Genomic DNA, 23,778 nt, shown 5'->3' on the forward strand with positions numbered 1-23,778 from the left:
ATAGCGGTGTGTCGCGACATCCATCGTTCTGTTGTGGGCGCGTCGGTGCCGATACTTCTGGCTGTTGATTTGGCATAGATAGAATTGCGTGAGAGGTTGTGCTCGGGTTTGCGAAAATCGCAGACAGTTATTGTACGGAATTCTGTATTGCCTCCTAGCGATTTGTGCAATTAACCGGCAGGTTGATTTCAAACAGGGCAAGTGAGCGAATCTGGTAACGAAAATGGTCGAAAAAGGCGGTTTCGTCGGGGTTCTTGGTTGCTTCTGTAACTAATAAGTGTTTGATTTTGAAGGGATCTTGTATTGATAATGTTGCCCGCTCAATCGGATCAGATGAATAAATTGCAAATAATGAGGGGAATAAAGTGCAAGAGTCACTGATGCAGCAAGGCCTGGACATCACCGTCTTCGGCATGGGAATCGTATTTACATTTCTGCTGGTACTGGTGATCTGCACCTCCATCATGTCCCGCCTGATCACACGTTTTTTTCCTGAGCCTGAACCGGCTGCAGCGCCATCCTCTGCCGGGGGAGCACAGGCTCCATCCGGTAACGAGCGCTTGAAAAAAGTGATCAAAGCGGCAATCGAGCAACATCGCAACCGGCGCAAATAGATAACAAGCGCGGCGGACTTTTTGCACTCACCATTTGGGGGTTTAGCGCAGCGCCTAAACGCTGCAATGGCCTTGAGAGTGCTCCGAGCCAGCGATTCATTTTTCCAAATTTCCAAGACCCAACTTTCGAGAGAGACGACCCATGACTGAGGTTAAAAAGCCACTGGGGATTACCGATGTAGTCCTGCGCGACGCCCACCAGTCGCTATTCGCTACCCGCCTGCGGCTGGACGACATGCTGCCCATCGCGGAGAAACTGGATAAAGTGGGCTTCTGGTCTCTGGAGTCTTGGGGCGGCGCTACCTTTGATGCGTGCATCCGCTACCTGGGTGAAGACCCCTGGGAGCGTATTCGCGAACTGAAAAAAGCGATGCCGAATACCCCGCAGCAGATGTTGTTCCGCGGCCAGAATATTCTCGGCTATCGGCACTACGCCGATGATGTGGTCGAAAAGTTTGTCGAGCGCGCCGCGACCAATGGAGTCGATGTCTTCCGCGTGTTCGATGCAATGAACGATATGCGCAACCTGCAAACCGCTCTGGCGGCGGTTAAGAAGCAGGGCAAGCACGCACAGGGCACTATCTCTTATACCGTGAGCCCGGTGCACAATATGGACATGTGGGTCGACCTGGGGCGCCAGATCGAAGACATGGGAGCAGACTCCATTGCCATCAAGGACATGGCTGGCCTGTTGCGCCCTTACGAAGGCTTTGAACTGGTTTCCAAACTCAAGGCGGCGGTGGATATCCCTATCCACATGCAGTGTCACGCGACCACCGGACTGTCTACCGCTACCGCACTGAAGTGTGTGGAGGCGGGTATCGACAATATCGATACTGCCATTTCTTCCATGTCCATGACCTACGGTCACAGTCCTACCGAGGCGGTTGTTGCCATTCTTGAGGGCACCGATCGGGATACCGGCCTGGATATTAATCTGCTGGAAGAAATTGCAGCCTATTTCCGTGAGGTTCGCAAAAAGTACGCGAAATTCGAAGGCTCCTTACGCGGCGTTGACTCCCGTATTCTGGTAGCCCAGGTACCTGGCGGCATGCTGACCAATATGGAAAACCAGTTGCGCGAGCAGGGCGCCGGTGATCGCCTGGATGAAGTACTGGAAGAAATTCCCCGTGTGCGCAAAGACCTGGGTTTTATCCCACTGGTTACACCGACTTCGCAGATCGTCGGTACCCAGTCGGTACTGAACGTCTTGACTGGCGAACGCTACAAGTCGATTTCCAAAGAAACCGCTGCGGTGCTGAAAGGCGAATACGGTGCGACGCCGGCGGAGGTCAATAAAGAACTGCAGGACAAGGTCCTGGACGGAGCCGAGCCGGTGACCTGCCGCCCGGCTGACCTGTTGGCGCCTGAGCTGGGTGCATTGGCCGATGAGCTCAAACAGAAAGCGGCGGAAGATGATGTTGCACTGACCACCGGTGACGGTGAGATTGACGATGTGCTGACCTACGCGCTTTTCCCACAAATTGGCCTCAAGTTCCTGAAAAACCGCAGTAACCCTGAGGCGTTCGAGCCAGTGCCTACTGGCAACGAATCCTCCGAGGTGAAAAATGCAGAAGGCGACAGTGTTTACACGGTCACCGTAGAGGGACAGAAGTACACCGTGACTGTCGCTGACGGCGGCGATGTAACCGGGATGGTACCGGTGGGGCAGGGTGCTTCCTCTCCTGCTGCAGGCGCAGCTGCGCCAGTCACTTCCGGCGGTGAGCCAGTGAAGGCGCCACTGGCCGGTAACATTTTCAAAGTATTGGTGAAGCCCGGTGACCAGGTGGCTGAGGGCCAGAATATCGTGATTCTCGAAGCCATGAAGATGGAAACCGCGGTGAGCGCGCCGCGTGCCGGTACCGTGACGGGAATCAGTACCAAAGAAGGTGATTCCGTGGCGGTGGGCGATGCCCTGCTGACCATCGCGTAACGGGGGCCACAGTGGAAAATATAACGAACCTCTGGCTCTCGTCGGGTGCCAATCAGATGACCATCGGCCAGTTCTCCATGATTCTGGTGTGCCTCGGTCTCCTGTTTCTGGCGATTCGCAAAAACTTTGAACCTCTGTTGCTGGTGCCAATCGGCTTCGGTGGTGTGCTGGCCAATATTCCGGGCGCCAACCTTGCGTTGCCGGCGGTGGAAGCGGCCATCTATTCCGGTGATACCGGTGTGCTGGCACAGCTGGCGCAAGCGCTGGGACTGGGTGCATTTGAATCCATTGACGGCCTGAAGGCGGCGCTGGAAAGTGCGCCGGCCGCGGCTGCGGAGCGGGCCGCCCAGGTCGCCGCGGATGCAGGCTTCAACAATGGCATGCTGTATAACTTTTACTCCGTTGCCATTGCCTCTGGGATTGCGCCTCTGGTGATCTTTATGGGCGTGGGTGCGATGACGGATTTCGGTCCGCTGCTGGCCAACCCCCGCACCCTGTTCCTCGGCGCTGCGGCGCAATTCGGTATTTTTGCCACGGTGCTGGGCGCGGTGGGTATGTCTGCGGCCGGGATTATGGACTTCTCCATCGCCGACGCTGCGGCCATCGGTATCATCGGCGGTGCCGACGGCCCCACGGCGATATATGTCTCCAGCCTGCTGGCGCCGGATCTGCTGGGTGCCATTGCGGTGGCGGCTTATTCCTATATGGCACTGGTGCCACTGATTCAGCCGCCGATCATGCGCGCCCTGACGACCGAGCAAGAGCGCCGTATCGAGATGGTACAGCTGCGGCCGGTGAGCAAGCGCGAAAAGATTGTGTTTCCGCTGGTGTTGCTGATTCTGGTTGCACTTTTCCTGCCGGATGCGGCGCCGCTGCTGGGTATGTTCTGTTTCGGTAACCTGATGCGCGAGTGCGGTGTGGTTTCCCGCCTGTCGGATACTGCGCAGAATGCCCTGATCAATATCACCACCATCTTCCTGGGTCTTTCCGTTGGCTCCAAGTTGGCGGCAGATAAATTCCTCGATCCCAAAACCCTGGGGATCCTGGCGCTGGGTATTGTGGCCTTTGCGATTGGAACCGCGGCCGGTGTATTGATGGCGAAGTTGCTGAATGCTTTCAGCAAGAACAAAATCAATCCGTTGATTGGTTCCGCGGGTGTTTCTGCGGTTCCCATGGCTGCGCGGGTGTCCAACAAGCTGGGACTGGAATCCAATCCACACAACTTCCTGCTGATGCATGCGATGGGGCCCAATGTGGCCGGTGTGATTGGCTCTGCGGTCGCAGCGGGAGTCATGATTACCATGGTTAGGGCGATGACCGGCTGATCACCCGTTTACACTTCGCTCTCTTGAAACCCCGCACCTGCGGGGTTTTTTGTTGTTGATCGCATGTGCTGACTTGCTGGTCGTATGTTTGCGGCACTGAGGGGGCCGGGAGCGACTGGGCATGCTAAGATGGCGGCCATTTTTTCAGCTGAATGGCACCGCTTATCGGTGTCTGTAGGAGTGGTTATGTCCTGGTTGGGAGCCGGTATCGGTGCCGGCATCGGTATGATGTTCGGTGGTCCTATTGGCGCTGCCCTTGGTGCCTGGGTGGGCAGTTCCTTTGGGTCCGGTCTTAAGCGGCTTAGCGAAGCCGGGGTAACCCTGAACCGGGATGGGGTGCAGACGGTGTTTATTGTCGCGCTGTTCTCCATGCTGGCCAAAATGGCCAAGGCGGATGGGCAGGTTTCCAAGGCAGAAATCCAGCTGATCGAAGATTTCATCAACAACAATCTGCGCCTCAAAGGTGAGGATCGTCAGCAGGCGATCAAAATCTTCCAGAACGCTAAAAGCGACGATTTCAGCATTTACGATTACGCCAATCAGTATCGCCAGCTGATTCGCAACCAGGCGATGCGGGAGATGGTTTACCGTCTGCTGTTTGCGGTGGCGTTTGCTGACGGCGAACTGCACCCGGCAGAAGAGGAGATTCTGCGCAAGATCCCGGCATCCCTGGGGCTGCACGAATCCATCTTTAGCGCCATGTTCAATGAATTCACCCATCGCAGCCCGGGCAGTGGCAATAACTTGCAGGCGCACTACGACATCCTGGAATGCAGCCCGGATGTGAGTGACAAAGAACTCAAGCTGGCCTATCGCCGCAAAGCGGCGGAGTTCCACCCGGATAAAATGGCCTCCAAGGGGTTACCGGAAGAGTTTATGCGCCACGCGGAAGACCAGATGAAAAGTGTTACCGTGGCCTATGACACGATTGTCGCGGCACGTAAGCGCCAGGCCGCGGTTAGCCAGGCCTGATGTACCGGGTGTAGCTGGGCGTCACCTAATTTTCGAGCCGACTATTTCTGAATTAACTATTTCTGGATCAACTATGTCACTTGCCGATCAGATTCAACAGAAGTTACAGGATGCCTTTGCACCTAGCCATCTCGAAGTGGATTGCGAAAGTCACCTGCACAATGTGCCCGCAGGATCGGAAATGCATTTCCGTGTGGTACTGGTGAGCGAAGCGTTTTCGGCTGTGCGCAAAGTGCAGCGGCACCAGAAAGTGTACGGCGTATTGGCCGATGAAATGGCAGGGCCGATTCATGCTTTGGCATTACACCTGTATACCGCCGAAGAGTGGGCGGGGCAGGCACCGGCAAGCCCGCAGTGCCTCGGAGGTAGCAAGAGTTGAGTTCCTGGGCCCGTTTCTCCTGCGGGCCTCTCTAGATTTCCCTCTTCACATTGTTCTTTCCATATTTTTCTCTCCAGATTTCTCTTTCAAAAATAAAGAAGCCTGAAATGGGGCGCCGGTGCTGGCGACCGTACTTTGAATAGTTCATTCCTGATTTCTGGTGCTGTTGCGCTCGCAGAAAAATTTACACGCCAATTTTTTTAGCCCAACACTTCTTTACGCTTTGTATTTTCCGCGCTCTTGGGACCTGAATGTCGCCTGAATAGCTGACGGAAATTTTCCTATTTTTAGTGATGCTACCCTTTTGTCGAAGCCTTTCTGGCGTATAGATCTTTTTCGTCTCTGGTTGTTGTCGCCTTATCCGTCGTTTTTGGCGCAAAAAACTCTTTTTATGCGAGACCCAATTAGACCGTCGTTTTTTGCGACTGACGTTTAGTTTTCCCTAAATAAAAAATGTGGCGACAGAACCGTACAAAAGTTCCACAGATGAAGATTTTTTTTGGTTGTTTTTTCTACAACCGCTCTAGGGCGTGTCTAGACTGACAAGTGATTGGGTTAATTGCTGTTTAATTTGCCGAATACGATGGAGTTCTCAATGAAAATGACACGCGTTCTGACACCGCTTGCTATCGCTGTTGCTGCAATGGTTAGTGCCCAGCAGGCAGCTGCTGATATGTGGAGTGATGGAGATTTTGTTGTCCGTGTTGGTGCCAGCTGGGTAGATCCGGACGATGGTAATGATCAGTTCCGTCTGAGTGATGACCTGCTCGGTCTTAACTTCGATGTCGATTCCGATACCACCTGGAATATTTCTGGTGCCTGGTTGCCGGTCGAGCATTGGGGTGTAGAGCTGATGTATATCGGTGCTACAGATCACGACCTGGACATTACCGGAATTCGTGATGGCAACGTCACTTACTCGACCGATCGTTACCGCGTAGGTGGTTTTGAAGCCAGCTATAGCAACGCCTATTTGAACTGGTATCCGCTGAGCCGTGACTGCATGGGTCAGCCCTATGTAGGTATCGGTGTGAACTATACCGACTTCAGTGATGAAAGCCTGCGCGGTGAACTGCGCGATTTCATTAACGACCCGGACGTCGGCCTGGATGTTCGCAATGTGGACTACGGTCTGGGGCACTCCTGGGGCTTCACCGGGCAAATCGGTGTCGACTTCCGCTTTGGTCGCGACAGTGCTTTCCTGGTGAACGCTGCGGTACTGTACATTGATGCGGATACTGACCTGACCACCTACTACACCAATGTGGCGCTTGAAGGACGTCCGCGCCTCAGTGTTACCGATGATGTGGACTACAGCCCATGGGTATTTAACCTGGGCGTTGGCTACTCTTTCTGATCTCCGTATGTGAGTGACGAGTAGCGTTCATGGAAGAACCGAAAAAGGCACCTGCGGGTGCCTTTTTTGTTGGCTCAGTAACTTAAGGACCCGGTGATTCGTTCATGGAGTACCGCGACTATTACCAGATATTGGGTGTCGAGCGTTCGGCCGCTCAGGCTGACATCAAACGGGCCTACCGCAAGCTGGCGCGAAAGTATCACCCTGACGTGAGTAACGAGGGGGATGCAGAAGAGCGCTTTAAAGAAGTCAGTGAAGCCTATGAAGTGCTGAAAGATCCAGAAAAACGCGCAGCCTTCGACCAGCTGGGTACTAACTGGAATAGTGGGCAGGACTTCCAGCCGCCGCCGAACTGGGACCAGGGCTTTGAGTTTCATGGCGGTGGTTATACCGAGGCAGACCCGGAAGCTTTCAGTGATTTTTTTGAAAGCCTGTTTGGCCGTGGTGGCTTTCAGCCAGGGGCAGGGCATCACCGAGGCTTTCATCAGGGCGGGCGCCAGTTTCACGCGCGGGGAGAGAATACCCATGCACGCATTGCCATCGATATTGAAGATAGTTACCGCGGCAGCAAGCGCCAGATCACCCTCAAGCATTCCGAGCTGGGGGCGGATGGGCGGCCGGTGATTCGTGAGCGCAAGCTGAATGTGACCATTCCCAAAGGCGTAACCGAGGGCCAGCAGATTCGCCTGGCGGGCCAGGGACAGCCGGGAATGGGTGAGGGCAAAGCGGGAGATCTGTTTCTGGAAATCGCATTCAACCCGCACCCGCGATATAGCGTGGAAGGTAAAACCGTATATCTGGATCTGCCGGTGGCGCCCTGGGAGGCGGCACTGGGGGGCAAGGTGCCGGTGGAAACACCCAGTGGCACTGTCAACCTGACCTTGCCGGCGAATAGTAAAAACGGCGGTAAATTACGCTTGAAAGGGCGCGGGTTGCCGGCCAAGGAGCCCGGCGACTTGTATGTGGTACTCGATATAGTGACGCCGCCGGCGAACACGGAAGCAGAGCAGGCGGCCTACCGCCAATTTCGCGATGCATTTCAGTTTGAACCGCGGGGCGGCGACGCTGGGGGCAACAAAGGGAGTGTCTAAATAGAGTGTCTAAATAGAGTGTCTAAATAGAGTGTCTAAATAGAGTGTCTAAAGGGAGTATCTGATGATGGAAGCGAAAAGCGAGCCGGCGGACAGTTTGTCGGAATTACTCGATGAGCAGAGCCGAATTACCCTCAGGGAGTTGTGCGCAGCGTGTGAGCTGTCTGCAGAGCAGGTTATTTCACTGGTGGATGAAGGGGTGATCGAAGCCTATCCCAAGGGAAATACGCTGCACTTCAGTGGCATCTGTGTGCGAAGGGTCCGCCGGGTTTACCGGTTGGAACGGGATCTTGGCGTGAATCACGCAGGAGCGGCGCTGGCCCTGGAACTGCTCGAGGAAATCGATCAGCTCCGGGCGAAGATCCGACGCCTGGAGCGCCGGTAAAGGGCTGGAGCGCTGGTAAGCGGCAGCTGTGCTAGCGGGCGCGTTAAACCGCGGCCTTACTGGTGATTTCGTACGCCAGGTAAGAGGTATAGGCCACATAGGCCAGCAACAGTGCTGCGCCTTCAAATCGATTGATACGCCCCTGATGCCCGCGGAAACCAAAGCCAAATATAAATAGGGCAATGGTCAGGCCCATGACCATCGGCCAGTCACGGTAGATCAGTTCCGCTGGAACTTCTGGCATGGGCGCGATGGCGCCGGCGATTCCCACCACGGCCAGCAGATTAAACATGTTCGAGCCGACCACGTTACCAATGGCGATATCGTGCTGACCTTTTCTTGCCGCGACCACGGTAGCCGCAAGTTCCGGCAGGGAGGTGCCTAACGCGACAATGGTGAGGCCGATAATCAGGTCGCTGACACCCAGCTGATGGGCAATGGTCACTGCGCCCCACACCAGTAGCCGCGAGCTCACAATCAATAGCACCAGACCGGCAACTACCCAGAACAGCGCTTTGCTCAGGGGCATAGCGTGCTCTTCCAGGCTGTCTTCCAGTTCACCTTCGAATTCATCACCCTGGCCTTTGCTTTTAATCGCAGAATAAATGGACCAGCCAATTACGCCGAAGAATCCCGCCAGCAGTATCAATGACTCGGTTCTGCTCAATCCTCCATTCCAGAAAAACGCGGCAGTGACACAGGTGATTACCAGCAGCAGCGGTAATTCCTTGTGGATGATTTTACTGTGCACCGTGAGGGGGATCATGATCGCGGTGGCACCCAGAATCAGGCCGGTGTTAGCAATATTGGAGCCGTAGGCGTTACCCAAGGCCAATCCCGGGCTGCCGTCCAGCGCTGCCATGGCGGAAACCACCATTTCTGGCGCAGAGGTACCAAACCCGACGATGACCATTCCGATCAGTAGCGGCGGCATGCCGGCGTGTTTGGCAGTAGCGGCGGCACCATCGACAAATCGATCGGCACTCCACATCAGCAGGATAAATCCAGCGACGATGGCGAGCAGGGCAAGAATCATGGGGTTCCTTAGGTTATCTGGGCGTCAAAGTATTGGAACGTCGGTTCACCGCAAGCGCAGGTGATGACCGGAAGCCAAAGTGGGGGCGATTGTACCGACAACGGCGGCGACTTGCAGTGCTCATCCTTGGTCCTGCTCCTCACCTTCTCACCTACATGGGTAATCAACAGGATAGCGTCCCGCTGGTGGCTGAATTTGGGGGACCTTACAGTTTGGGCTGATTTGCGTCAGGCCCGAACCTGTAGCAATGAGCCTGTGGAACGAGAAGTGTGGCGAGAGGCGTTTGTTTAGAAGTTCGAGAATTAAGAGGTCCGTGAATTATGAACAAGAAGTTGCTTCTGGGTGCTCTGATCGGTGCCGGTATGTCGATGCTGAACAAAAAAATCCGTCAGCAATCCGCGCCGTCAGCGGGGGTGCCACCGAAAGATTTCAACAGGCCCGACTTCAGCAAGGTGCCGCCGCCCCAGCAGCCGGGTGGCCCGAATCTGGACGATATCCTCGCCCGTGCCGGGCAGCCTGGTGGCCTCAACCCCGGAGGTACACCGAGTGGCCAGGTGGGTGGGCAAGCAGGAGGCGCTCCCGGCGGCGATATCTTTGGGGGTGCCATTCCCGCGGGTGCCGGCGCAGGGGGCGCCGCGGTCTTGATGGAACTGGCACGGCGGATCTTTGCTCAGATGCAGCAGTCTGGGGGCGCGATTCCGGGTGGTTCGATTCCAGGCGGGACAGTGCCCGGAGGATCGGGGCAGTCACCCGGTGGTGGCATGGGTAGTGGCATGGGCGGTGCCGGGGGAGGTGGATTGGGAGAAATCCTGGGGCAGATCTTTGGGCGCGCCAACGGCAAATTTGGGCAGCAGGGGCCGGAAGGACCCAAGAAAAATCCGGGAAACTGGCAGGGCTCTTCGTCCTCGTCGCAGGGGCCGGGAGGGCTGTTTGGCTTTGTGAATACCGCCGAGGGCAGCGGAGCGAAGGATTTGAACGGCGGCGAGGGACAGGCGGACGCCATGCTCAAAGCCATGGTTGCCGCTGCCCAGGCCGATGGGCGTATTGACGAGTCTGAACAGCGCAACATTCTGCAGGCGCTGGACGGTCAGCTGGAGGCTTCGGCGCTGGATGAGTTCCGCCAGTTTCTCACCCAGCCAATCAGTATCGATGACGTGGTTTCTGAAGCCCGGGATCCGGCAACGGCATTCAACCTCTACCTGGTGTCAGCGATGACGATCAACCCGGACAACGCGCAGGAGCGCCAGTATATGGAAGCGCTGGCGGAGAAACTGGGGATATCCGAGCAGGCGGCGCAGGTCATCGAACAGCAAATACCCCGATAACGCCGGTTCATCACTCGAGGTTGCGGCGGCTTTTACAGTCCTGCGGACTGTGCGACAGATTTTTTGCCCGGTAACAGCCGGGCAAAATTTTCTCCCGTGGGATAATCGCCGGCGCTCCAGCCCAGGCGGACAACCACCGTAGCGGTGGAGGGTGAAATCATGACCACCTGCTTGCGATTACCCAGCATGAAGTAGCTGTCCTGCGGTAGTTCCGGGAAGCGCAGCTCGCCGGCCTCTCCGTCGTTATGGGGGCTGGTTCCGCTGTTCAACCAGAACTGGTAACCGTAGGCGGATTCATTTTGACTCTGGTTGGGGCTGCTGGCCGCTGCCACCCAGGACTCCGCTAGCAGTTGTTCTTCCCCCAGCGACCTTGATTCAGCATCAGCAGGCCGAGCCGTGCCCAGTCTCTGGCGGATGCGTATATGTAGGAGCTGCCCACGTAGACGCCGCTGGGGTCCACTTCAAAGGTGGTGTGGCGCATGCCCAGCGGGGCAAGTAGCTGTTGTTGCAGGAAATTCGCACTCGACTGCGGCGAGCCGCCCAGCTGTTCGAACACCCAGCGGGCAAGCAGGTTGGTGGTGCCGGACGAATAGGAGAAATGATCGCCAGGCTGGTGTGCAAGTGGGCTTGTCATGGCCACGTCCGAGGCACTGTGTGCACTGAACAGCATTTGAGTGGCGTCACTGCCGGGTGCGTAAGTTTCGTCAAAATCCAGGCCGGAAGACATCTGCAGCAGGTTTTCCAGCGTCACCGCTGAGCGCTCTCCGGTCCATTGCGGAAACAATGGCTGTACCGGCTCAAGTTCGTGGATCGCCTGCAATCTTCCCACCATCATCGCGGTCAGGCTTTTGCCCATAGACCAGCCCAGCAGTGGCGTTTGCGCATTGATGCCATCGGCATAGGACTCTGCAACCAGTTTCCCGTCCTGGACGACCAGCAGTGCGCGGGTCTGCAAACCCGTACTATTGTCCTGCTGCAGAATTTCATCGAGTTGCTGTTGCAGCGAGGAATCGATATTTCCGGTGCGGTTGCCTTCTGGCCACTCAGCGCTCGATTCCGCCAATGGTTGAATGGCTACCTGATCCAGCGCCTTGGTGTTGCCGATGTCCAGGGTGCAGCCGAGTCCGGGGCGGAAAGTGGCACTGGTTTTACCCATGCCTAGCAGGGTGGCGGTGACCTGCTTGCGCGTTTCATCGTACTGCAGATCCAGCAATCGGTTGGCGGGCGAGTAAGAGGCCAGGTCTTCCAGGTTTGTGGCCGCGTCGAAGCCGGAAACAAAATGTCCGGAGCACGCCAGCTTGGCACCCATGCCGGTGGCGACACGCACGGCATTTCCCAACTGGGTGATCGAGAAACCCAGTATGGTCGGGGCAAGAAGGGCCAGAATCAGCAGCAGGCCGGCGAGGCTTGCGGACAGCGTCAGTATTATTTTTTTCATTGATGGCACATCGGAAGCGATTGGTGTGTCGATTCTAGCAATGGCCTCTCCGGTCCCGGGAGGTTATCGGCGGCCATTCTTTTGGCGAGAGACAAGAGATCGAGGCTGGGGGCAGAAATAGGTGGTATGGCCAGCGCGCAGCAGGGTCGGCTCAGTCGAGCTCACTGTACTCTGCTGCTGCAGCTGAAGCGTCATCACTGGCAGAAAACTCCTGAAGTAATGCCAGGAAGGGCTCGCCGAAGCGCGCCAGCTTGCTGTCGCCAATACCGGAGATGGCCAGCATCTCTTCCGGGTTGCGCGGGCGGGCACTGAGCATTTCCCGCAGAGTGGCGTCGTGAAAGACCACATAGGGTGGTACTCCGCGCTCTTCCGCGAGAGTCTTTCGCAGACCGCGCAGGGCTTCCCACAGGGGCTGATCTTCTGGGGTTATCTCGTGGTTGGCGCGCGTGCTGCGTTCGTTCGAACCTGAGGAGCGGGTCGGTGTTTTTGGCAGGGTGCGCAGCTGTACCCCTTCTTCCCCGCGCAACACCGGCCGGCAGAGTTCTGTCAGTTGCAGGGCGTTAAAGGCTTCAGCATTTACCCGCAGGTAGCCACGCACCACCAACTGTCGGGTAACTGCGCGCCATTCATTGGCACTGAAATCGCTACCGATTCCATAGGTGGAAACCTGCTGGTGGTTGAATTGGCGTACTTTTTCCGTATCGGCACCCCGCAATACATCGATCACATGGGCCGCACCGAAGCGCTGGCCAGTGCGATAGATACAGGACATCAGCTTGCGGGCTGCTTCGCTGGCATCCCAGGTCACGGGAGGCTCCAGGCAGGTGTCGCAATTGCCACAGTCGGCGGTCAGTTCCTCGTTGAAGTAGCGCAGCAGTGCGCGGCGTCGGCAACTGGTTATTTCGCATAGTCCCAGCATGGCGTCGAGCCGTTGCCGCTCCTGCCGTTTGTGCTCTTCGCTGCCTTCAGAGGTGGCCGCCATTTGGCTGAGTTTGACCACGTCTTCCAGCCCGTACAGCAACAGCGCAGTCGCCGCTTCGCCATCGCGGCCAGCGCGTCCGGTCTCCTGATAATAGGCCTCGACGCTTTTGGGCAGGTCCAGGTGCGCAACAAAGCGCACATCGGGTTTGTCGATGCCCATGCCGAAGGCAATGGTAGCGACCATGACGACGCCGTCTTCCCGCAGGAATCGGCGCTGGTGATCGGCGCGCACGGTTGCGGAAAGGCCGGCATGGTAGGGCAGGGCATTAAATCCCTGTTGCTGCAGCCAGGTGGCAGTGGACTCTACCTTGCTGCGGGACAGGCAGTAGATGACGCCCGCATTGCCGGTCTGTTCCGTATTCAGAAACTGCAACAGCTGGCGTTTGGGGTTGTTCTTGGGCGCTATGCGGTACTGGATATTGGGGCGATCGAAGCTGCTGACGAAGTGGCGTGCACTCTCCAGATCCAGGCGCTGGGCAATTTCCTGACGGGTACGCTGATCCGCAGTCGCAGTAAGGGCCACCCGTGGCACCTGGGGGAAGCGCTGGTGCAGGCAGGAGAGCTGCAGGTAGTCTGCGCGGAAATCGTGCCCCCACTGGCTGACACAGTGGGCTTCGTCGATGGCAAACAGGGCGATATCCGCCTGGGCCAGCAAATCCAGGGTGCGCGGCTGTAACAGTCGTTCCGGCGCCAGATACAGCAGCTCCAGATCCCCCTGTAACAGGCGTCGTTCTATGTCCTGGGCCTCTGCGTAGTCCAGAGAGGAATTCAGGAAGGCCGCCGATACGCCAGCGGCCCTCAGGGCTTCCACCTGGTCCTGCATCAGGGCAATCAGTGGTGAGATGACAATGCCGCATCCCGGTCGGGCAAGGGCCGGGATCTGGTAGCACAGGGACTTGCCACCGCCCGTGGGCATCAGCACCAGTGCATCCTGGCCACTGACCAGCGTCTCAATAATGTCTTGCTGGTCACCGCGAAATTCGGTGTAGCCAAAGGTGTGTTCGAGAATGTAGTGGGGGCTGCCGGCAGCGGCCGGACTGGAGGTTGGCTGTGTCATGGGCGGCAGTATACCCCCGGGGTGGGGGCCGCGGCGAACTGGTACCAGCGGTCGAGTGGTGTACAAGGGCAGTAATTGTTGGCGGTTATAACCACTCGATTGGCGCCGGTTGCCTCGCTATGTCGTGAGGTTGTTCTATAATCCGTCCACCGCAGACATAGACAGGGATAAAGCTATGCGCGCAATGACAACGGAGTCACTTCAGGCAGCCGGTGCACGGGTATCTGGCGTCCTGCTTATCGCTATGAGTTTGGTCCTGGGGATGCTCTCGGGTTGTTCGACCCAGGCTCCCAGTGCCGTGAATCCTCGAAATCTCGCCCAGTCCGCGGTTGCGGATACCCATCTGGGCTGGAAACCCGCGCCGGCCAATCAGCTCAATTATTCCCTCGCTACCTCTACCGGCATTGCCCGTATGGAAGTGCGGGAGTTACCGTTGGATCTGGAGGCGGTGACCATTGAGTTGCCGGGGATGCGGAATGTCGAGGGTGTGCAGTGGCGTGCCGCCAGCGGCGAACACGCGATGCTGTTTGATGGTGCCGAGGGGATGGACGGTGTGACCGTCGAGCGCCAGCAGCGGGGCTACCGGCTGCAGGTACAGGGCCCCGCCCTGGAGTCCATGCGCAGCGGCGGCCTGCTGACGGTGATTGATTATTACCGAAATTAGCTATCGAAATTAGCTATCGAATTTAGCGATTGTCACTCCCGGCCAGTGTTGAAGCTGACCCCTGATCAGAACCCCAGCCCCGCAGGGCGGATCAGGTAGAGGTTGGGCCAGTACTTACCCGTTACCCAGAGCCCGTTGCGGGCCTGGTCCCAGGCGATGCCGTTGGCCACGGCATCCACATTCCACTGTTGTTCTTTCAAACTGTCCCGCTGCAGCTCCTGCAGATTCAATACGCCTTTCACCACCCCCGTTTGCGGGTCGATGGCGATCACGCGCGGATCCTGCCAGATATTGGCCCAGATCAGTCCGTGTACATATTCCAGTTCATTCAACCTCGACCAGCGCTCCCCGCCACCGGTGACCGCCAGGGTGCTGGTTACGGCAAATGTTTCCGGGTCCCGAAATGTCAGCTGGTCGCTGCCATTGCTCATGATCAATTGTTCGCCATCGCTGGTCAGTCCCCAGCCCTCGCCGCGGTAGCCCAGGATTTTTTCCTGGCTCAGGCTTTTGCGGTCGTACACCTGCACCTCTCCTGCGCGGTAGGTAAGCAGGTACAGCTTATCTCCGAAAACTGCGAGACCCTCCGCAAAGCGGTTGCCCGCCAGCCACTTGCGTCTTACGGGATTGGCACTGGGGTCGGTATACTCCGCCAGCCAGGAGCGGCCGTAGAGCCCGCTGCTTTCCAGCCAGCGCTTGCCGTCGTAGTAGAGCCCCTGGGTAAAGTGATCTGCCGGCCGGGGTTTGCGCTCCAGCAGCTCGTACTTCAGGGTTTCTGTAGCCAGGGCACTCTGGGAGATGGCGATCAGAATCAAATGGTTCAGTAAAACGGTGATGGCAGATTTCATTGTCTGTCCAGGTTTACCCAATTCAGTTTTTCAGTTCAGTACCGATAGTTTATGACCAGAATAAAAACATTTGTCACCCTGACCCTGCTCGGTGGACTGGCGGTGGTGTTACCCATTGCTATTTTCATCATGTTGTTCCAGTGGCTGTTTGGCCAGATCAGCGAACTGGTGGCACCTGCCACCGAGTGGATGCAGACACATACGGAGTTCAAGGATAACTTTGCACGCCTGATCGTCATAGCGCTGATCCTGGGGCTCTGCTTCCTGATCGGGTTGCTGGTCAAAACCAGTGTGGGGCGCTGGGCGCACCGGCATCTGGATTTCTGGCTGGGCAAATTGGCGCCGGGCTATAACACCATCAAGGATCTGGTACTGCAATTTATTGGCGGTGGCGGCGGAGAAGGGGTGCTGTCGGGGCCGGTTGCGCGGGCGCGTATCCACGGTGCGGACAACCCCCTGGCGGTCACCGCGATTGTCACCTCACAGCATGCCAATGGCGATTACACCGTGTATGTGCCTACGGCACCCGTACCGACTTCCGGGTTTGTCTATCACCTGCCGCCGGAATGCGTGGAAATTTTGCCCCACGTCACCGTGGAGGCGGCGATGAAATCGATTGTTGCCTGCGGCTCCGGTAGCGGTACTCTGCTCAATCCGCCCGAGCCGGCGCTGGACAAATAACCTGGAGCCGGCACTGCGACGTTTCGCGGTGCTGGCCTAGATGTCCCGGTTTTTTCCCAGTGCCCGGATCGCAAAGCGCGTCGGGTGCAGGGCTTTCACCAGATCTTCCGACACTGGCATCACTTCGCCGCCGATCCAGGCGGCCACCAGTTCCGCCGCCAGCGGCGCATAGGTAAATCCTCTCGATCCCAGTCCCGCCAGTACAAACAGCCCGTTCTGGTAGGGGGTACGGCGGTCGATCAGCTGCTTGCGGTTTTTGCGCAGGGCACCGTAGGAATTTTCCAGCTGTGCCCAGTCTGCGACCGGACCGGCCATGGGCAGGTAGTCGGGGGTGGCGGCCCGTAGGGCGGCGCGGCCGGCGAGCTCCTGCTCGGCAAACGACCGGGCGACGTCGGGCAGTAACGTGGCCAGGGTATCGAGGTTTTCCTGGTGTTCTTCGCGACGAACTTCGGTGCTGGTCTGCTTCAATTTGAAGCTGGCACCGAAACTGTGTTGTGTGTTTTCGGCAGCCGATGTATTTCGGGCGGGTGCAATATAGCCTTCGCCACACAGGGCAATTTTCAGGGGTGAAGATTCCTCTGTGGCCTGTGCAAAAGACACCTGGCCGCGGATTGGCTGCAGGGGCAAGGGTTTTGTTTGCGTAAATTCGCGGTTGAAGTTGGCCGTGCAGAGAACCAGGGCATCAAAAGTCTGGCGCTGTGTCGCACTGCCTGTATCCAGGGTATCCAGCTGCCAGCCTCCTGCCGTTTCTGTCGGGTTGGCTACACGGGTCGCAAAGTGCAGCTGAATGTTCCGATGATCGAGTAAGCTGCTGCAAACCTGTTTTGGTTCCAGCCACCCGGCTTGGGGGAAATAGAGTCCCGGACTGGTAAGTGGGACGCCCGCCAGTTCTGATGCCTGCTGGCAGCTGACTGGCCGGGCTAGTTCCGCGTCGGAGCCCAACTCGAGCTGGTCTACGATCTGCTGCTGCAGTTGCTGTTCTTTTTCCGTCTGCGCGAGCTGTAAAAGCCCATCGAAATGTACTGCCTGGGGGCAGAACATGGGGTAAAAGCGCTGGGCAAACTGCAGTGCCAGCAGGTTGAAATCGCCATTGGGGCCGGGCTTGGGGGAGAGCTTCGCGTAGAGAATCCCCTGGTCATTGCCAGAGGCACCGCTGCCGGGTTCCGCTCCCTGTTCAAATACGGTGACCTTGAAGTTGCGTTCCGCCAGTGCTCGCGCCACGCAGGCACCGGCGATACCGGCACCCACCACGGCGATGGTTTCCGGTTTTGTGTGGCCGCTTTCCGGCAGGTGCCAGGGGGTTGCCGAATACACCGACTTTCTTTCTGTGGCCTGCTGCTCCTGTATCTCTGGTCGCTCTGGTAAATCCGGTAGCTCTGATAACTCCGCTAACTCTGGTAATTCCGTTAAATAGTCTCCCCGCAACATTTCCCGCTTGCGACCAAAGCCGGGTACTTTTTGCAGGGCAAAACCTACGCGCTTGAGTCCGCGTTTAACGATGCCCGCGCAGGTGAAGGTTGCGAAAGTGGCTCCGGGTGCACTCAGGCGCGCGATGGAGCGGAACAGGTCGTCACTCCACATCTCCGGATTTTTCGAGGGCGCGAAGCCATCCAGAAACCAGGCGTTGACCAGGCCATCTCTTTGCGAGTCGTCCAGTAACAGGCTTTGGAAGCCTGCGCTGGCCTCGTTGATGACCAGGGTCAGATGTACCCGGCCATTGAACGTCAGCCGGTGAACCCCCTTTGCCAGATAGTGCGGATATTGCTCGATCAGCTGCTCGCTGAGTGCTGCCAGCTCTGGCCAGAGCGCCAGGGCCCGAACGAGGTCCGGTCGGCGCAATGGGTACTTTTCCACCGTGACAAAATGCAGTTGTGCGGATGGCGGAGCCACGGCCGCCCAGAGCTGCCAGGCGGCGAGAAAATTCAGCCCGGTACCGAAGCCGGTTTCACCGATGGTAAATGTCGCATTGCGGTCGAGCCCCGACCAGCGCTCTCGCAATTGGTTCTGGGCCAGGAACACGTGACGTGTTTCTTCTAGGCCGGAGGCGGTGGAAAAGTAGATGTCATCGAAGGCGGTGGAGACCGGTTGCCCGTCTTCCCGCCATTCGATGCTGGCGTGCTGGTTTATTGGATTGCCGGGTTGATCGGCGTTGCCGCTTTTTTCAGACATGGCTCAGCGCTGCCAGCGGTTACTGAAAGCCGAACTCGCGCATGATCTGGGCGCACCATTGATCAAGGCGTTCGTCGCTGCGGTCAAATTCATTCTCTTCGTCCAGCGCGAGGCCGACGAATTGAGTATTGTCCGGGGTTAGCCCCTTGGACTCCTCGAACTGGTAGCCTTTGACTGGCCAGTAGCCCACGGCCCTGGCGCCGATGGCGACGACCTGGGCGTGCAGGTAGCCAAGGGCATCCTGGTACCACTGGGGGTAGCCTTCCTGATCGCCCAGGCCATACAGGGCGACGGTCTTGCCGCTCAGGTCCAGGGTTGCGAGCTGGTCCCAGCAGTTTTCCCAATCTTCCTGCAACTCGCCGTAGTCCCAGGTGGGAATACCGAGAATCAGAAAATCGTATTCCTGCATCAGGGCAACGTCATCGTCCGCTACGTTGTGCAGGTCAATCCACTCCTCACCGATGCGATCGCGGATTTTTTCCGCTGCCATTTCGGTATAACAGGTGCTGGAGCCGTAAAAAAGTCCGATGGGTGCGCGCATAAATTCTTGAGAGTCGGTTCAGTGTTGAGCTGGAAAGTAGCGTTTGAAAATTGAGCCTGAAATCTGCCCCAAGCCGTCAATTCGAGCCCAGAGCGTTGACGTAGCCGAGTTGGCGCCAGGCCTCGTAAATAACAATGGCCGCCGCGTTAGAGAGATTGATACTGCGGCTGTTGGCGCACATGGGGATGCGCAGTGTGTTTTCCGGGCCGGTTGCTGCCAGGAAGTTTGCCGGAAGGCCGCGGGTCTCGGGGCCGAAGACGATGGCGTCACCCGATCGGAATTCGATTTCGGAGTGGGCGCGGCTGCCTTTGGTGGAAAGGGCCAGCACCCGCTCGGGTTGTTCTGCCTCGACAAATGCGTCCCAATTTTGGTGGCGTACCACGCGGCTGTACTCGGCGTAGTCGAGTCCCGCTCGGCGCAACCGCTTATCCTCCATGGTAAACCCCAGGGGTTCGATCAGATGCAGCTCGGCACCGGTATTGGCACACAGGCGAATGATATTGCCGGTATTGGGGGCAATTTCCGGTTGGAAGAGCACAATCTTGAACATGATCAGGTTTGTTTGCGTGTCGAATGAGTGATCCGGGTTCATCGCCCGGGAGTGGGCTGGGCCTGAAAGGCGGCCCGGATCGGAAAATGATCAGCTGGGCCGCAAATGGCGGGGGATTATAGCGCGGAGGAGGTTTCTTCGCAGTCGATCTCGACCCCCAGTTCGTCGGCGATTTCATCCAGCTCATCGTAGAGGCCGTCAATGCTGACATCTTCCGCCACACTGATGGTGCACTCGGCGGTAAACAGCGGTTCGCCGCTCCAGGGGGTGCTGCCGTAGCGGGTATCCAGGGACTCCATGTTGATCCGGCGCGCGGCGAGGGCGCGGGAGATTTCCTTGACGATACCCGGGCGATCATTGCCCACCAGTTTCAGCTGCAGGGTCTGGCGACTGTCGGCGGCCACGGCGAGGGCGTCTTCGATTTGCAGTTTGAAGTCGTCGCCCGCGAGATTCTTCAGTGCGCCCTTTAGTCGCTCACTGTCGTCTGCGGATACGCTGACCCGCAGTATGCCGGCAAACTTGCCCGCGAAGTGCGCCATGCGGCTGTCTTCCCAGTTGCCGCCGTTTTCCGCCACGGCGGCGGAGAGCATTTCCACCACGCCGGGTTTGTCGTCGCTGATGATGGAGATGACGAGGTGTTGCTGCATGAGGGCTTCCTTGTTGGCTCTGCTGGTTCAATCTGCTGAATTGTAGCCAGTGAGGCCCCGGGTGAGCAAAATTCTGCTGTCGGGTGATAGAAGGTCAAGGGCCTGCGGGCGCTGTAGCTTGATGGCGATATGACGCAAGGTTCAAATTCCGGGATGAGTGACCTTTACAGGGCGATTTTGGCAGTGTTGAATCGGTGGTCGAAGGAAAATAAATCCAACAGGAGAAAGCTTCATGAAATTTGTTCACTGGCTGGCCGGTATGGCCTGTGCGGTATCGCTGGCGGGAGCGGCGCATGCCGATTCGCTCAAGGACGCTATCAAAGGGGATCATCGCACTCCCGCATACGCGGCGCGGGATCAGTACCGCCACCCGGAGGAGACCCTGAACTTTTTCCAGGTGAAACCGACGATGACGGTTGTGGAAATCTGGCCGGGTGGTGGCTGGTACAGTGAAATTCTGGCGCCGATGTTGAAAGGCAAGGGCACTTTGTATGCTGCCCACTTCCCTGCGGCGACTGAGGTGGGTTACTTCAAGCGCTCGCGCGAGTCTTTTGAGAAGCTGCTGGCGGAAGAGAAAGACGTATACGGGGCAGTGAAACTGACCGAATTTGCTCCGGGCGGCGACAGTGAGATTGCGCCTGCCGGTTCTGCGGATGCGGTGCTGACGTTCCGCAATGTGCACAATTGGATGGGCGGCAATAATGAGCAGGCTGCGTTCAATACCTTCTTCAAGGCGTTGAAGCCGGGTGGTGTTCTGGGTGTGGTGGAGCACCGCGCGAAACCGGGAACCAGCCGCGAGGAGATGGGTAAGAGCGGTTATGTTACTCAGGATTATGTGATCGAGCTGGCGAAGAATGCGGGCTTTGTGCTGGAGGAGTCCAGTGAGATCAATGCGAACCCGAAGGATACTGCCAAGCACCCGAAAGGGGTGTGGACGTTGCCGCCTTCTCTGCGCCTGGGGGATGAGGACAAGGAGAAGTATCTGGCCATTGGTGAGAGCGACCGTATGACCTTGCGGTTCCGTAAGCCCAAGTCCTGATATCCTTGGTCTTGTGAAGAAAGGAAATGCCCCGGAAGCCCCGGGGCATTTTTATTTTGGGGCTCAGGTTACAATGCGCTGGCAAAGTTCAGGGGCGATCGGGCACCGGGTATCCGTTTTCGAAACCGCTGTGAATACGTCCATGTACGCTGCGTCGGCGACATCCCTGTCGCCGACGCTTTCGAAAACGGATCCCCGCCACCCGATCTTCGATTTTCCCACCTGTACTTCGTTAGCCTTACTAATTCTGCTGTTTAAGTGAGATAGCCAGTGATCATTCCCCATAGCCAGTTAGCGCCGGAAACCCTGCAAAGTCTTCTCGAAGAATATGCCACCCGCGACGGCACCGATTACGGTGAGCGAGAAGTGAGCCTTACGGACAAGGTGGCCAGTCTGCGCCGCCAGTTGGAGAGCAAGACCGTTGTTATCTGGTTTGAACCGGGGGAGGAGTCGGTGAACCTGGTGCTGGCCGAGGATATTCCCAAAGATCTTTCCATAGACCCTTCCATAGATCCTTCCGGAGAGGAGGGCTACTGATGTCCATTCCGGACGGTTGGTTGCTGGATAGACCGGATCTGGAGCCAAGTAGCTGGTTTCTGTTCGCCCACGGTGCCGGGGCGCCTATGGATAGTGATTTTATGCAGTCACTCACAGCGATGCTGGTGGCGCAGGGGGTGGGGGTGCTGCGGTTTGAGTTTCCGTATATGGCGGAGCGGCGCTTGAGTGGTGGGCGCAGGCCGCCGAACAGGATGGATGTGTTGTTGGCGTCCTTTCAGGAGCAGATTGATCTGGCCTGTGATGTGTTGCAGCCGCGCGCGCTGTTTATTGGCGGCAAGTCCATGGGTGGGCGTGTGGCGAGTATACAGGCACAGGCGAATTTTGAATCCGGGAAGGTGGCGGGGGCCGTTTGTTTGGGGTATCCGTTCCACCCTCCGGGCAAGCCGGAAAAGTTGCGTACCGATCACCTGGCCGGGCTTAGTTGTCCGACCCTGATAGTACAGGGAACCAGAGATAAGCTGGGGGATTGCGAGGAAGTTGCCAGTTATGCGCTTTCTCCGGCAATTGACTGCCATTGGCTGCAAGATGGCGACCATGACTTCAAGCCGCGCAAGGCCAGCGGTTTCACTCAGCAACAACACTGGCAATCGGCGGCTGACCGGGCGGTTGCGTTTATGCTTGCTCGAGAATCGTGATCCGCTCCTCGTGAGCGAGCATGGGGGCCAGTTGGGTCATCTGTTCCCTGCGTTCTTCGCTGTCGAACCACTGCTGCCAGTGCAGGACGGATTTCCATTTGGAGAGGGTGAAACGGCGCAGGGGGTTGTCCAGTTCGGTGTAGGTATGGCCGTCGACAAAACCGGTGGTGTGGTAGGCATTGGTTAGCAGCTTGCGGGCCGCTTCTTCGTATGTGGATTCCAGGTCTTCGGCGATTTCTCGCTCAATCAATACGTAAATCATTACAGCATGCGCACCCTGTGGCTGGTGGTTTCAATGTTTGCAGTTTAGCCTTTTCCGGTAGTGGCCGGTTGACCCGCTGGTTTTTAGCCGGGCGGGGCTTAGGTTAGGCTTATATCGGGGCCGATCGCCGCGGCGGGCCTGGTCAGCCTTTTCTGGTGACGTATCCGGTTAAATCCCCGACAATAGTGCCATGAATTCACAACATACCCTTGATGCCCGCGGCTTGCTGTGCCCGGAACCCGTTATGATGCTTCACGCTGCGGTGCGCAAAGTCGCCGCGGGGGAAGTGTTGCAGATGTTTGCCACTGACCCGTCCACTCAGCGGGATGTGCCCAAATTCTGCCAGTTTCTCGGTTACGAGCTGGTGAAGCATGCGGAAGAGAATGACGAGTTTATTTACTGGATCAGGAAAGCCGATTCCTGAGGTCAGGAGCGCTGACCATCAAATCTACTTTCACTAGCGACAGCTTTGATCCAATACAGCTGTGATTCAATACAGCTTTGATTTAATACGACAAGGGCGACCACTGGTCGCCCTTGATCTGTTTGGAGTGAAGGAGTAGGTCAGGGCGAAGTGACAAGCGCCGCGATCGCTGCGAGGGCCTCGGGATCCTCGGATTTGATCTTGTTGGCGATGTGGTGTTGGAAGAAATAACGGAAACACTCGGATTCCTGCGCCGGGTAAAGACAGTCATCCCCGGGAAGCACCGGCGTGGTCTCCACACTGTCGTGATCAATCAGCATGCCGTGGATCTCTCCGCTGGCAAATAGACGCCAGCTCACGACTTCGGTAAGGGTCAGGTTCTCCTTGTCCGCATCCATGAATACCGCATGGGTACCGATGGTGTCGGGGATCTCCTGGACAACCTCATCCGCCTGATTGCTTTCAAACTCGAAGTATTCTGCCGCAGTCTCCAGCTCGACGATTTTATGGATGGGAGGCTCGTGGAAAATTTCCTCGATGCCCGGGTCGTAATAGCCTTCAAACCTTCCGTCCAGGGGGTCCTGAATGTCTGGGCAGGCCGTGATGGAGTTTAACCAGGGAACCAGTCCGACAATCTCACCGTTGGCGCGAAGCCCCCAGCAAAGGATTTTCAGGCTGTAGAGATCAGTTCCGCTGGAATTGTTGGAGTAGAGCATTTCCAAGCCATCTAGCTCCGGAGACAGGCGGATAAACCGCAGGTTCTCAGAAGTTTCGATCGGCTTGCCGGTGAAGAGGTCAACCACGTTGTTGGTTCTGTGGTCGGTCATAGCGCACCTCCTTGCAGGGCCGGTAGTAGGGCGGGAAGGTCTT

At 57.4% G+C, this 23,778-nt stretch carries 26 protein-coding genes; 15 read left to right on the top strand and 11 right to left on the bottom strand.

What is annotated here, in order from left to right; all coding sequences use genetic code 11:
* Window positions 1-365: 365 nt before the first annotated feature.
* From GRX76_RS09815 to GRX76_RS09850, 8 genes are all read left to right on the top strand, one after another.
* Window positions 366-614 carry an OadG family protein gene (locus tag GRX76_RS09815; RefSeq protein ID WP_236250304.1) on the top strand — a complete coding sequence of 83 codons (249 nt, stop codon included), beginning with the start codon at window positions 366-368 and terminating at the stop codon, window positions 612-614.
* 142 nt (window positions 615-756) lie between these two features.
* Complete coding sequence (gene oadA / locus GRX76_RS09820) at window positions 757-2,547, top strand: sodium-extruding oxaloacetate decarboxylase subunit alpha (RefSeq protein ID WP_160153151.1); 1,791 nt, start codon at window positions 757-759, stop codon at window positions 2,545-2,547.
* Window positions 2,548-2,603: 56 nt separating this feature from the next.
* Entirely contained in the window at window positions 2,604-3,872 is a 1,269-nt protein-coding gene (locus GRX76_RS09825; protein WP_370463955.1) for a sodium ion-translocating decarboxylase subunit beta, read from the top strand.
* Between the two features lie 186 nt (window positions 3,873-4,058).
* Window positions 4,059-4,844 (top strand): co-chaperone DjlA, encoded by a 786-nt coding sequence (gene djlA, locus GRX76_RS09830; protein ID WP_160153153.1) that lies wholly within the window; start codon window positions 4,059-4,061, stop codon window positions 4,842-4,844.
* Between the two features lie 73 nt (window positions 4,845-4,917).
* Complete coding sequence (locus GRX76_RS09835) at window positions 4,918-5,223, top strand: BolA family transcriptional regulator (RefSeq protein WP_160153154.1); 306 nt, start codon at window positions 4,918-4,920, stop codon at window positions 5,221-5,223.
* 595 nt (window positions 5,224-5,818) lie between these two features.
* Window positions 5,819-6,580, top strand: coding sequence for an OmpW family protein (locus tag GRX76_RS09840; protein WP_160153155.1), 762 nt, complete (start codon window positions 5,819-5,821; stop codon window positions 6,578-6,580).
* Between the two features lie 104 nt (window positions 6,581-6,684).
* Window positions 6,685-7,671 carry a DnaJ C-terminal domain-containing protein gene (locus tag GRX76_RS09845; RefSeq protein ID WP_160153156.1) on the top strand — a complete coding sequence of 329 codons (987 nt, stop codon included), beginning with the start codon at window positions 6,685-6,687 and terminating at the stop codon, window positions 7,669-7,671.
* Window positions 7,672-7,735: 64 nt separating this feature from the next.
* Window positions 7,736-8,056 (top strand): chaperone modulator CbpM, encoded by a 321-nt coding sequence (locus GRX76_RS09850; protein ID WP_236250305.1) that lies wholly within the window; start codon window positions 7,736-7,738, stop codon window positions 8,054-8,056.
* A 43-nt stretch (window positions 8,057-8,099) separates the two neighbouring features.
* Here GRX76_RS09850 and GRX76_RS09855 read toward each other — a convergent pair whose 3' ends face one another.
* Window positions 8,100-9,092, bottom strand: coding sequence for a calcium/sodium antiporter (locus GRX76_RS09855; protein ID WP_160153157.1), 993 nt, complete (start codon window positions 9,090-9,092; stop codon window positions 8,100-8,102).
* A gap of 320 nt (window positions 9,093-9,412) precedes the next feature.
* Between GRX76_RS09855 and GRX76_RS09860 the strand changes: the two genes are divergently transcribed.
* Window positions 9,413-10,417, top strand: coding sequence for a tellurite resistance TerB family protein (locus GRX76_RS09860; RefSeq protein ID WP_160153158.1), 1,005 nt, complete (start codon window positions 9,413-9,415; stop codon window positions 10,415-10,417).
* 32 nt (window positions 10,418-10,449) lie between these two features.
* Here GRX76_RS09860 and GRX76_RS19180 read toward each other — a convergent pair whose 3' ends face one another.
* The 3 genes from GRX76_RS19180 to recQ form a co-directional block, all read right to left on the bottom strand.
* Window positions 10,450-10,749: a hypothetical protein gene (locus GRX76_RS19180; protein ID WP_201276792.1), complete on the bottom strand. Its 300-nt coding sequence runs from the start codon at window positions 10,747-10,749 to the stop codon at window positions 10,450-10,452.
* An 11-nt stretch (window positions 10,750-10,760) separates the two neighbouring features.
* Complete coding sequence (locus tag GRX76_RS09865) at window positions 10,761-11,855, bottom strand: serine hydrolase (protein ID WP_201276793.1); 1,095 nt, start codon at window positions 11,853-11,855, stop codon at window positions 10,761-10,763.
* Between the two features lie 151 nt (window positions 11,856-12,006).
* Window positions 12,007-13,893: a DNA helicase RecQ gene (gene recQ, locus GRX76_RS09870; RefSeq protein WP_160153159.1), complete on the bottom strand. Its 1,887-nt coding sequence runs from the start codon at window positions 13,891-13,893 to the stop codon at window positions 12,007-12,009.
* A 298-nt stretch (window positions 13,894-14,191) separates the two neighbouring features.
* Here recQ and GRX76_RS09875 point away from each other — a divergent pair, with 298 nt between their 5' ends.
* The gene (locus GRX76_RS09875) at window positions 14,192-14,557 is read left to right on the top strand and encodes a hypothetical protein (protein ID WP_160153160.1); all 366 of its coding nucleotides are present in this window, start codon (window positions 14,192-14,194) and stop codon (window positions 14,555-14,557) included.
* A 65-nt stretch (window positions 14,558-14,622) separates the two neighbouring features.
* On the opposite strand, the gene GRX76_RS09880 is transcribed toward GRX76_RS09875, so the two are convergent.
* Window positions 14,623-15,402: a glutaminyl-peptide cyclotransferase gene (locus GRX76_RS09880; protein ID WP_160153161.1), complete on the bottom strand. Its 780-nt coding sequence runs from the start codon at window positions 15,400-15,402 to the stop codon at window positions 14,623-14,625.
* A 51-nt stretch (window positions 15,403-15,453) separates the two neighbouring features.
* Between GRX76_RS09880 and GRX76_RS09885 the strand changes: the two genes are divergently transcribed.
* Window positions 15,454-16,083, top strand: a complete 630-nt coding sequence (locus tag GRX76_RS09885; protein ID WP_160153162.1) for a DUF502 domain-containing protein — start codon at window positions 15,454-15,456, stop codon at window positions 16,081-16,083.
* A gap of 36 nt (window positions 16,084-16,119) precedes the next feature.
* Here GRX76_RS09885 and mnmC read toward each other — a convergent pair whose 3' ends face one another.
* From mnmC to GRX76_RS09905, 4 genes are all read right to left on the bottom strand, one after another.
* Complete coding sequence (gene mnmC / locus GRX76_RS09890; RefSeq protein WP_160153163.1) at window positions 16,120-18,252, bottom strand: bifunctional tRNA (5-methylaminomethyl-2-thiouridine)(34)-methyltransferase MnmD/FAD-dependent 5-carboxymethylaminomethyl-2-thiouridine(34) oxidoreductase MnmC; 2,133 nt, start codon at window positions 18,250-18,252, stop codon at window positions 16,120-16,122.
* 19 nt (window positions 18,253-18,271) lie between these two features.
* Complete coding sequence (fldB, locus tag GRX76_RS09895; RefSeq protein WP_160153164.1) at window positions 18,272-18,793, bottom strand: flavodoxin FldB; 522 nt, start codon at window positions 18,791-18,793, stop codon at window positions 18,272-18,274.
* A 76-nt stretch (window positions 18,794-18,869) separates the two neighbouring features.
* Window positions 18,870-19,343: a tRNA (uridine(34)/cytosine(34)/5-carboxymethylaminomethyluridine(34)-2'-O)-methyltransferase TrmL gene (gene trmL, locus GRX76_RS09900; RefSeq protein WP_160153165.1), complete on the bottom strand. Its 474-nt coding sequence runs from the start codon at window positions 19,341-19,343 to the stop codon at window positions 18,870-18,872.
* 116 nt (window positions 19,344-19,459) lie between these two features.
* Window positions 19,460-19,990, bottom strand: a complete 531-nt coding sequence (locus tag GRX76_RS09905; RefSeq protein WP_160153166.1) for a glycine cleavage system protein R — start codon at window positions 19,988-19,990, stop codon at window positions 19,460-19,462.
* A 232-nt stretch (window positions 19,991-20,222) separates the two neighbouring features.
* On the opposite strand from GRX76_RS09905, the gene GRX76_RS09910 reads away from it, so the two are divergent.
* From GRX76_RS09910 to GRX76_RS09920, 3 genes are all read left to right on the top strand, one after another.
* Window positions 20,223-21,029, top strand: coding sequence for a class I SAM-dependent methyltransferase (locus GRX76_RS09910; RefSeq protein ID WP_160153167.1), 807 nt, complete (start codon window positions 20,223-20,225; stop codon window positions 21,027-21,029).
* A 270-nt stretch (window positions 21,030-21,299) separates the two neighbouring features.
* Entirely contained in the window at window positions 21,300-21,566 is a 267-nt protein-coding gene (locus GRX76_RS09915; protein ID WP_160153168.1) for a YheU family protein, read from the top strand.
* On the top strand, window positions 21,566-22,222 hold the full coding sequence (locus GRX76_RS09920) for an alpha/beta family hydrolase (RefSeq protein WP_160153169.1): 657 nt from the start codon (window positions 21,566-21,568) through the stop codon (window positions 22,220-22,222). The genes GRX76_RS09915 and GRX76_RS09920 overlap by 1 nt, the downstream gene beginning before the upstream one ends.
* Here the strand turns inward: GRX76_RS09920 and GRX76_RS09925 are convergent.
* On the bottom strand, window positions 22,200-22,484 hold the full coding sequence (locus GRX76_RS09925; protein WP_160153170.1) for an antibiotic biosynthesis monooxygenase: 285 nt from the start codon (window positions 22,482-22,484) through the stop codon (window positions 22,200-22,202). The two genes, GRX76_RS09920 and GRX76_RS09925, sit on opposite strands and share 23 nt — an antisense overlap.
* Before the next feature lie 190 nt (window positions 22,485-22,674).
* Between GRX76_RS09925 and tusA the strand changes: the two genes are divergently transcribed.
* Window positions 22,675-22,908 (top strand): sulfurtransferase TusA, encoded by a 234-nt coding sequence (tusA, locus tag GRX76_RS09930; protein WP_160153171.1) that lies wholly within the window; start codon window positions 22,675-22,677, stop codon window positions 22,906-22,908.
* Window positions 22,909-23,048: 140 nt separating this feature from the next.
* On the opposite strand, the gene GRX76_RS09935 is transcribed toward tusA, so the two are convergent.
* Window positions 23,049-23,735: a hypothetical protein gene (locus tag GRX76_RS09935; protein WP_160153172.1), complete on the bottom strand. Its 687-nt coding sequence runs from the start codon at window positions 23,733-23,735 to the stop codon at window positions 23,049-23,051.
* Window positions 23,736-23,778 lie beyond the last annotated feature (43 nt).

This window comes from Microbulbifer sp. ALW1 (assembly GCF_009903625.1).
In the GTDB taxonomy this organism is placed as follows: Bacteria; Pseudomonadota; Gammaproteobacteria; order Pseudomonadales; family Cellvibrionaceae; genus Microbulbifer.

Bases quoted from the DNA above. Each gene is read 5' to 3' on its own strand.
- GRX76_RS09880 (WP_160153161.1), bottom strand. From the start codon at position 15,402: ATGAAATCTGCCATCACCGTTTTACTGAACCATTTGATTCTGATCGCC.
- oadA (WP_160153151.1), top strand. From the start codon at position 757: ATGACTGAGGTTAAAAAGCCACTGGGGATTACCGATGTAGTCCTGCGC.
- GRX76_RS09855 (WP_160153157.1), bottom strand. From the start codon at position 9,092: ATGATTCTTGCCCTGCTCGCCATCGTCGCTGGATTTATCCTGCTGATG.
- GRX76_RS09925 (WP_160153170.1), bottom strand. From the start codon at position 22,484: ATGATTTACGTATTGATTGAGCGAGAAATCGCCGAAGACCTGGAATCC.
- GRX76_RS09860 (WP_160153158.1), top strand. From the start codon at position 9,413: ATGAACAAGAAGTTGCTTCTGGGTGCTCTGATCGGTGCCGGTATGTCG.
- fldB (WP_160153164.1), bottom strand. From the start codon at position 18,793: ATGCGCGCACCCATCGGACTTTTTTACGGCTCCAGCACCTGTTATACC.
- GRX76_RS09825 (WP_370463955.1), top strand. From the start codon at position 2,604: ATGACCATCGGCCAGTTCTCCATGATTCTGGTGTGCCTCGGTCTCCTG.
- mnmC (WP_160153163.1), bottom strand. From the start codon at position 18,252: ATGTCTGAAAAAAGCGGCAACGCCGATCAACCCGGCAATCCAATAAAC.
- recQ (WP_160153159.1), bottom strand. From the start codon at position 13,893: ATGACACAGCCAACCTCCAGTCCGGCCGCTGCCGGCAGCCCCCACTAC.
- GRX76_RS09845 (WP_160153156.1), top strand. From the start codon at position 6,685: ATGGAGTACCGCGACTATTACCAGATATTGGGTGTCGAGCGTTCGGCC.
- GRX76_RS09910 (WP_160153167.1), top strand. From the start codon at position 20,223: ATGAAATTTGTTCACTGGCTGGCCGGTATGGCCTGTGCGGTATCGCTG.
- GRX76_RS09935 (WP_160153172.1), bottom strand. From the start codon at position 23,735: ATGACCGACCACAGAACCAACAACGTGGTTGACCTCTTCACCGGCAAG.
- GRX76_RS09840 (WP_160153155.1), top strand. From the start codon at position 5,819: ATGAAAATGACACGCGTTCTGACACCGCTTGCTATCGCTGTTGCTGCA.
- GRX76_RS09920 (WP_160153169.1), top strand. From the start codon at position 21,566: ATGTCCATTCCGGACGGTTGGTTGCTGGATAGACCGGATCTGGAGCCA.
- tusA (WP_160153171.1), top strand. From the start codon at position 22,675: ATGAATTCACAACATACCCTTGATGCCCGCGGCTTGCTGTGCCCGGAA.
- djlA (WP_160153153.1), top strand. From the start codon at position 4,059: ATGTCCTGGTTGGGAGCCGGTATCGGTGCCGGCATCGGTATGATGTTC.
- trmL (WP_160153165.1), bottom strand. From the start codon at position 19,343: ATGTTCAAGATTGTGCTCTTCCAACCGGAAATTGCCCCCAATACCGGC.
- GRX76_RS09835 (WP_160153154.1), top strand. From the start codon at position 4,918: ATGTCACTTGCCGATCAGATTCAACAGAAGTTACAGGATGCCTTTGCA.
- GRX76_RS09905 (WP_160153166.1), bottom strand. From the start codon at position 19,990: ATGCAGCAACACCTCGTCATCTCCATCATCAGCGACGACAAACCCGGC.
- GRX76_RS09865 (WP_201276793.1), bottom strand. From the start codon at position 11,855: ATGAAAAAAATAATACTGACGCTGTCCGCAAGCCTCGCCGGCCTGCTG.
- GRX76_RS09885 (WP_160153162.1), top strand. From the start codon at position 15,454: ATGACCAGAATAAAAACATTTGTCACCCTGACCCTGCTCGGTGGACTG.
- GRX76_RS09850 (WP_236250305.1), top strand. From the start codon at position 7,736: ATGATGGAAGCGAAAAGCGAGCCGGCGGACAGTTTGTCGGAATTACTC.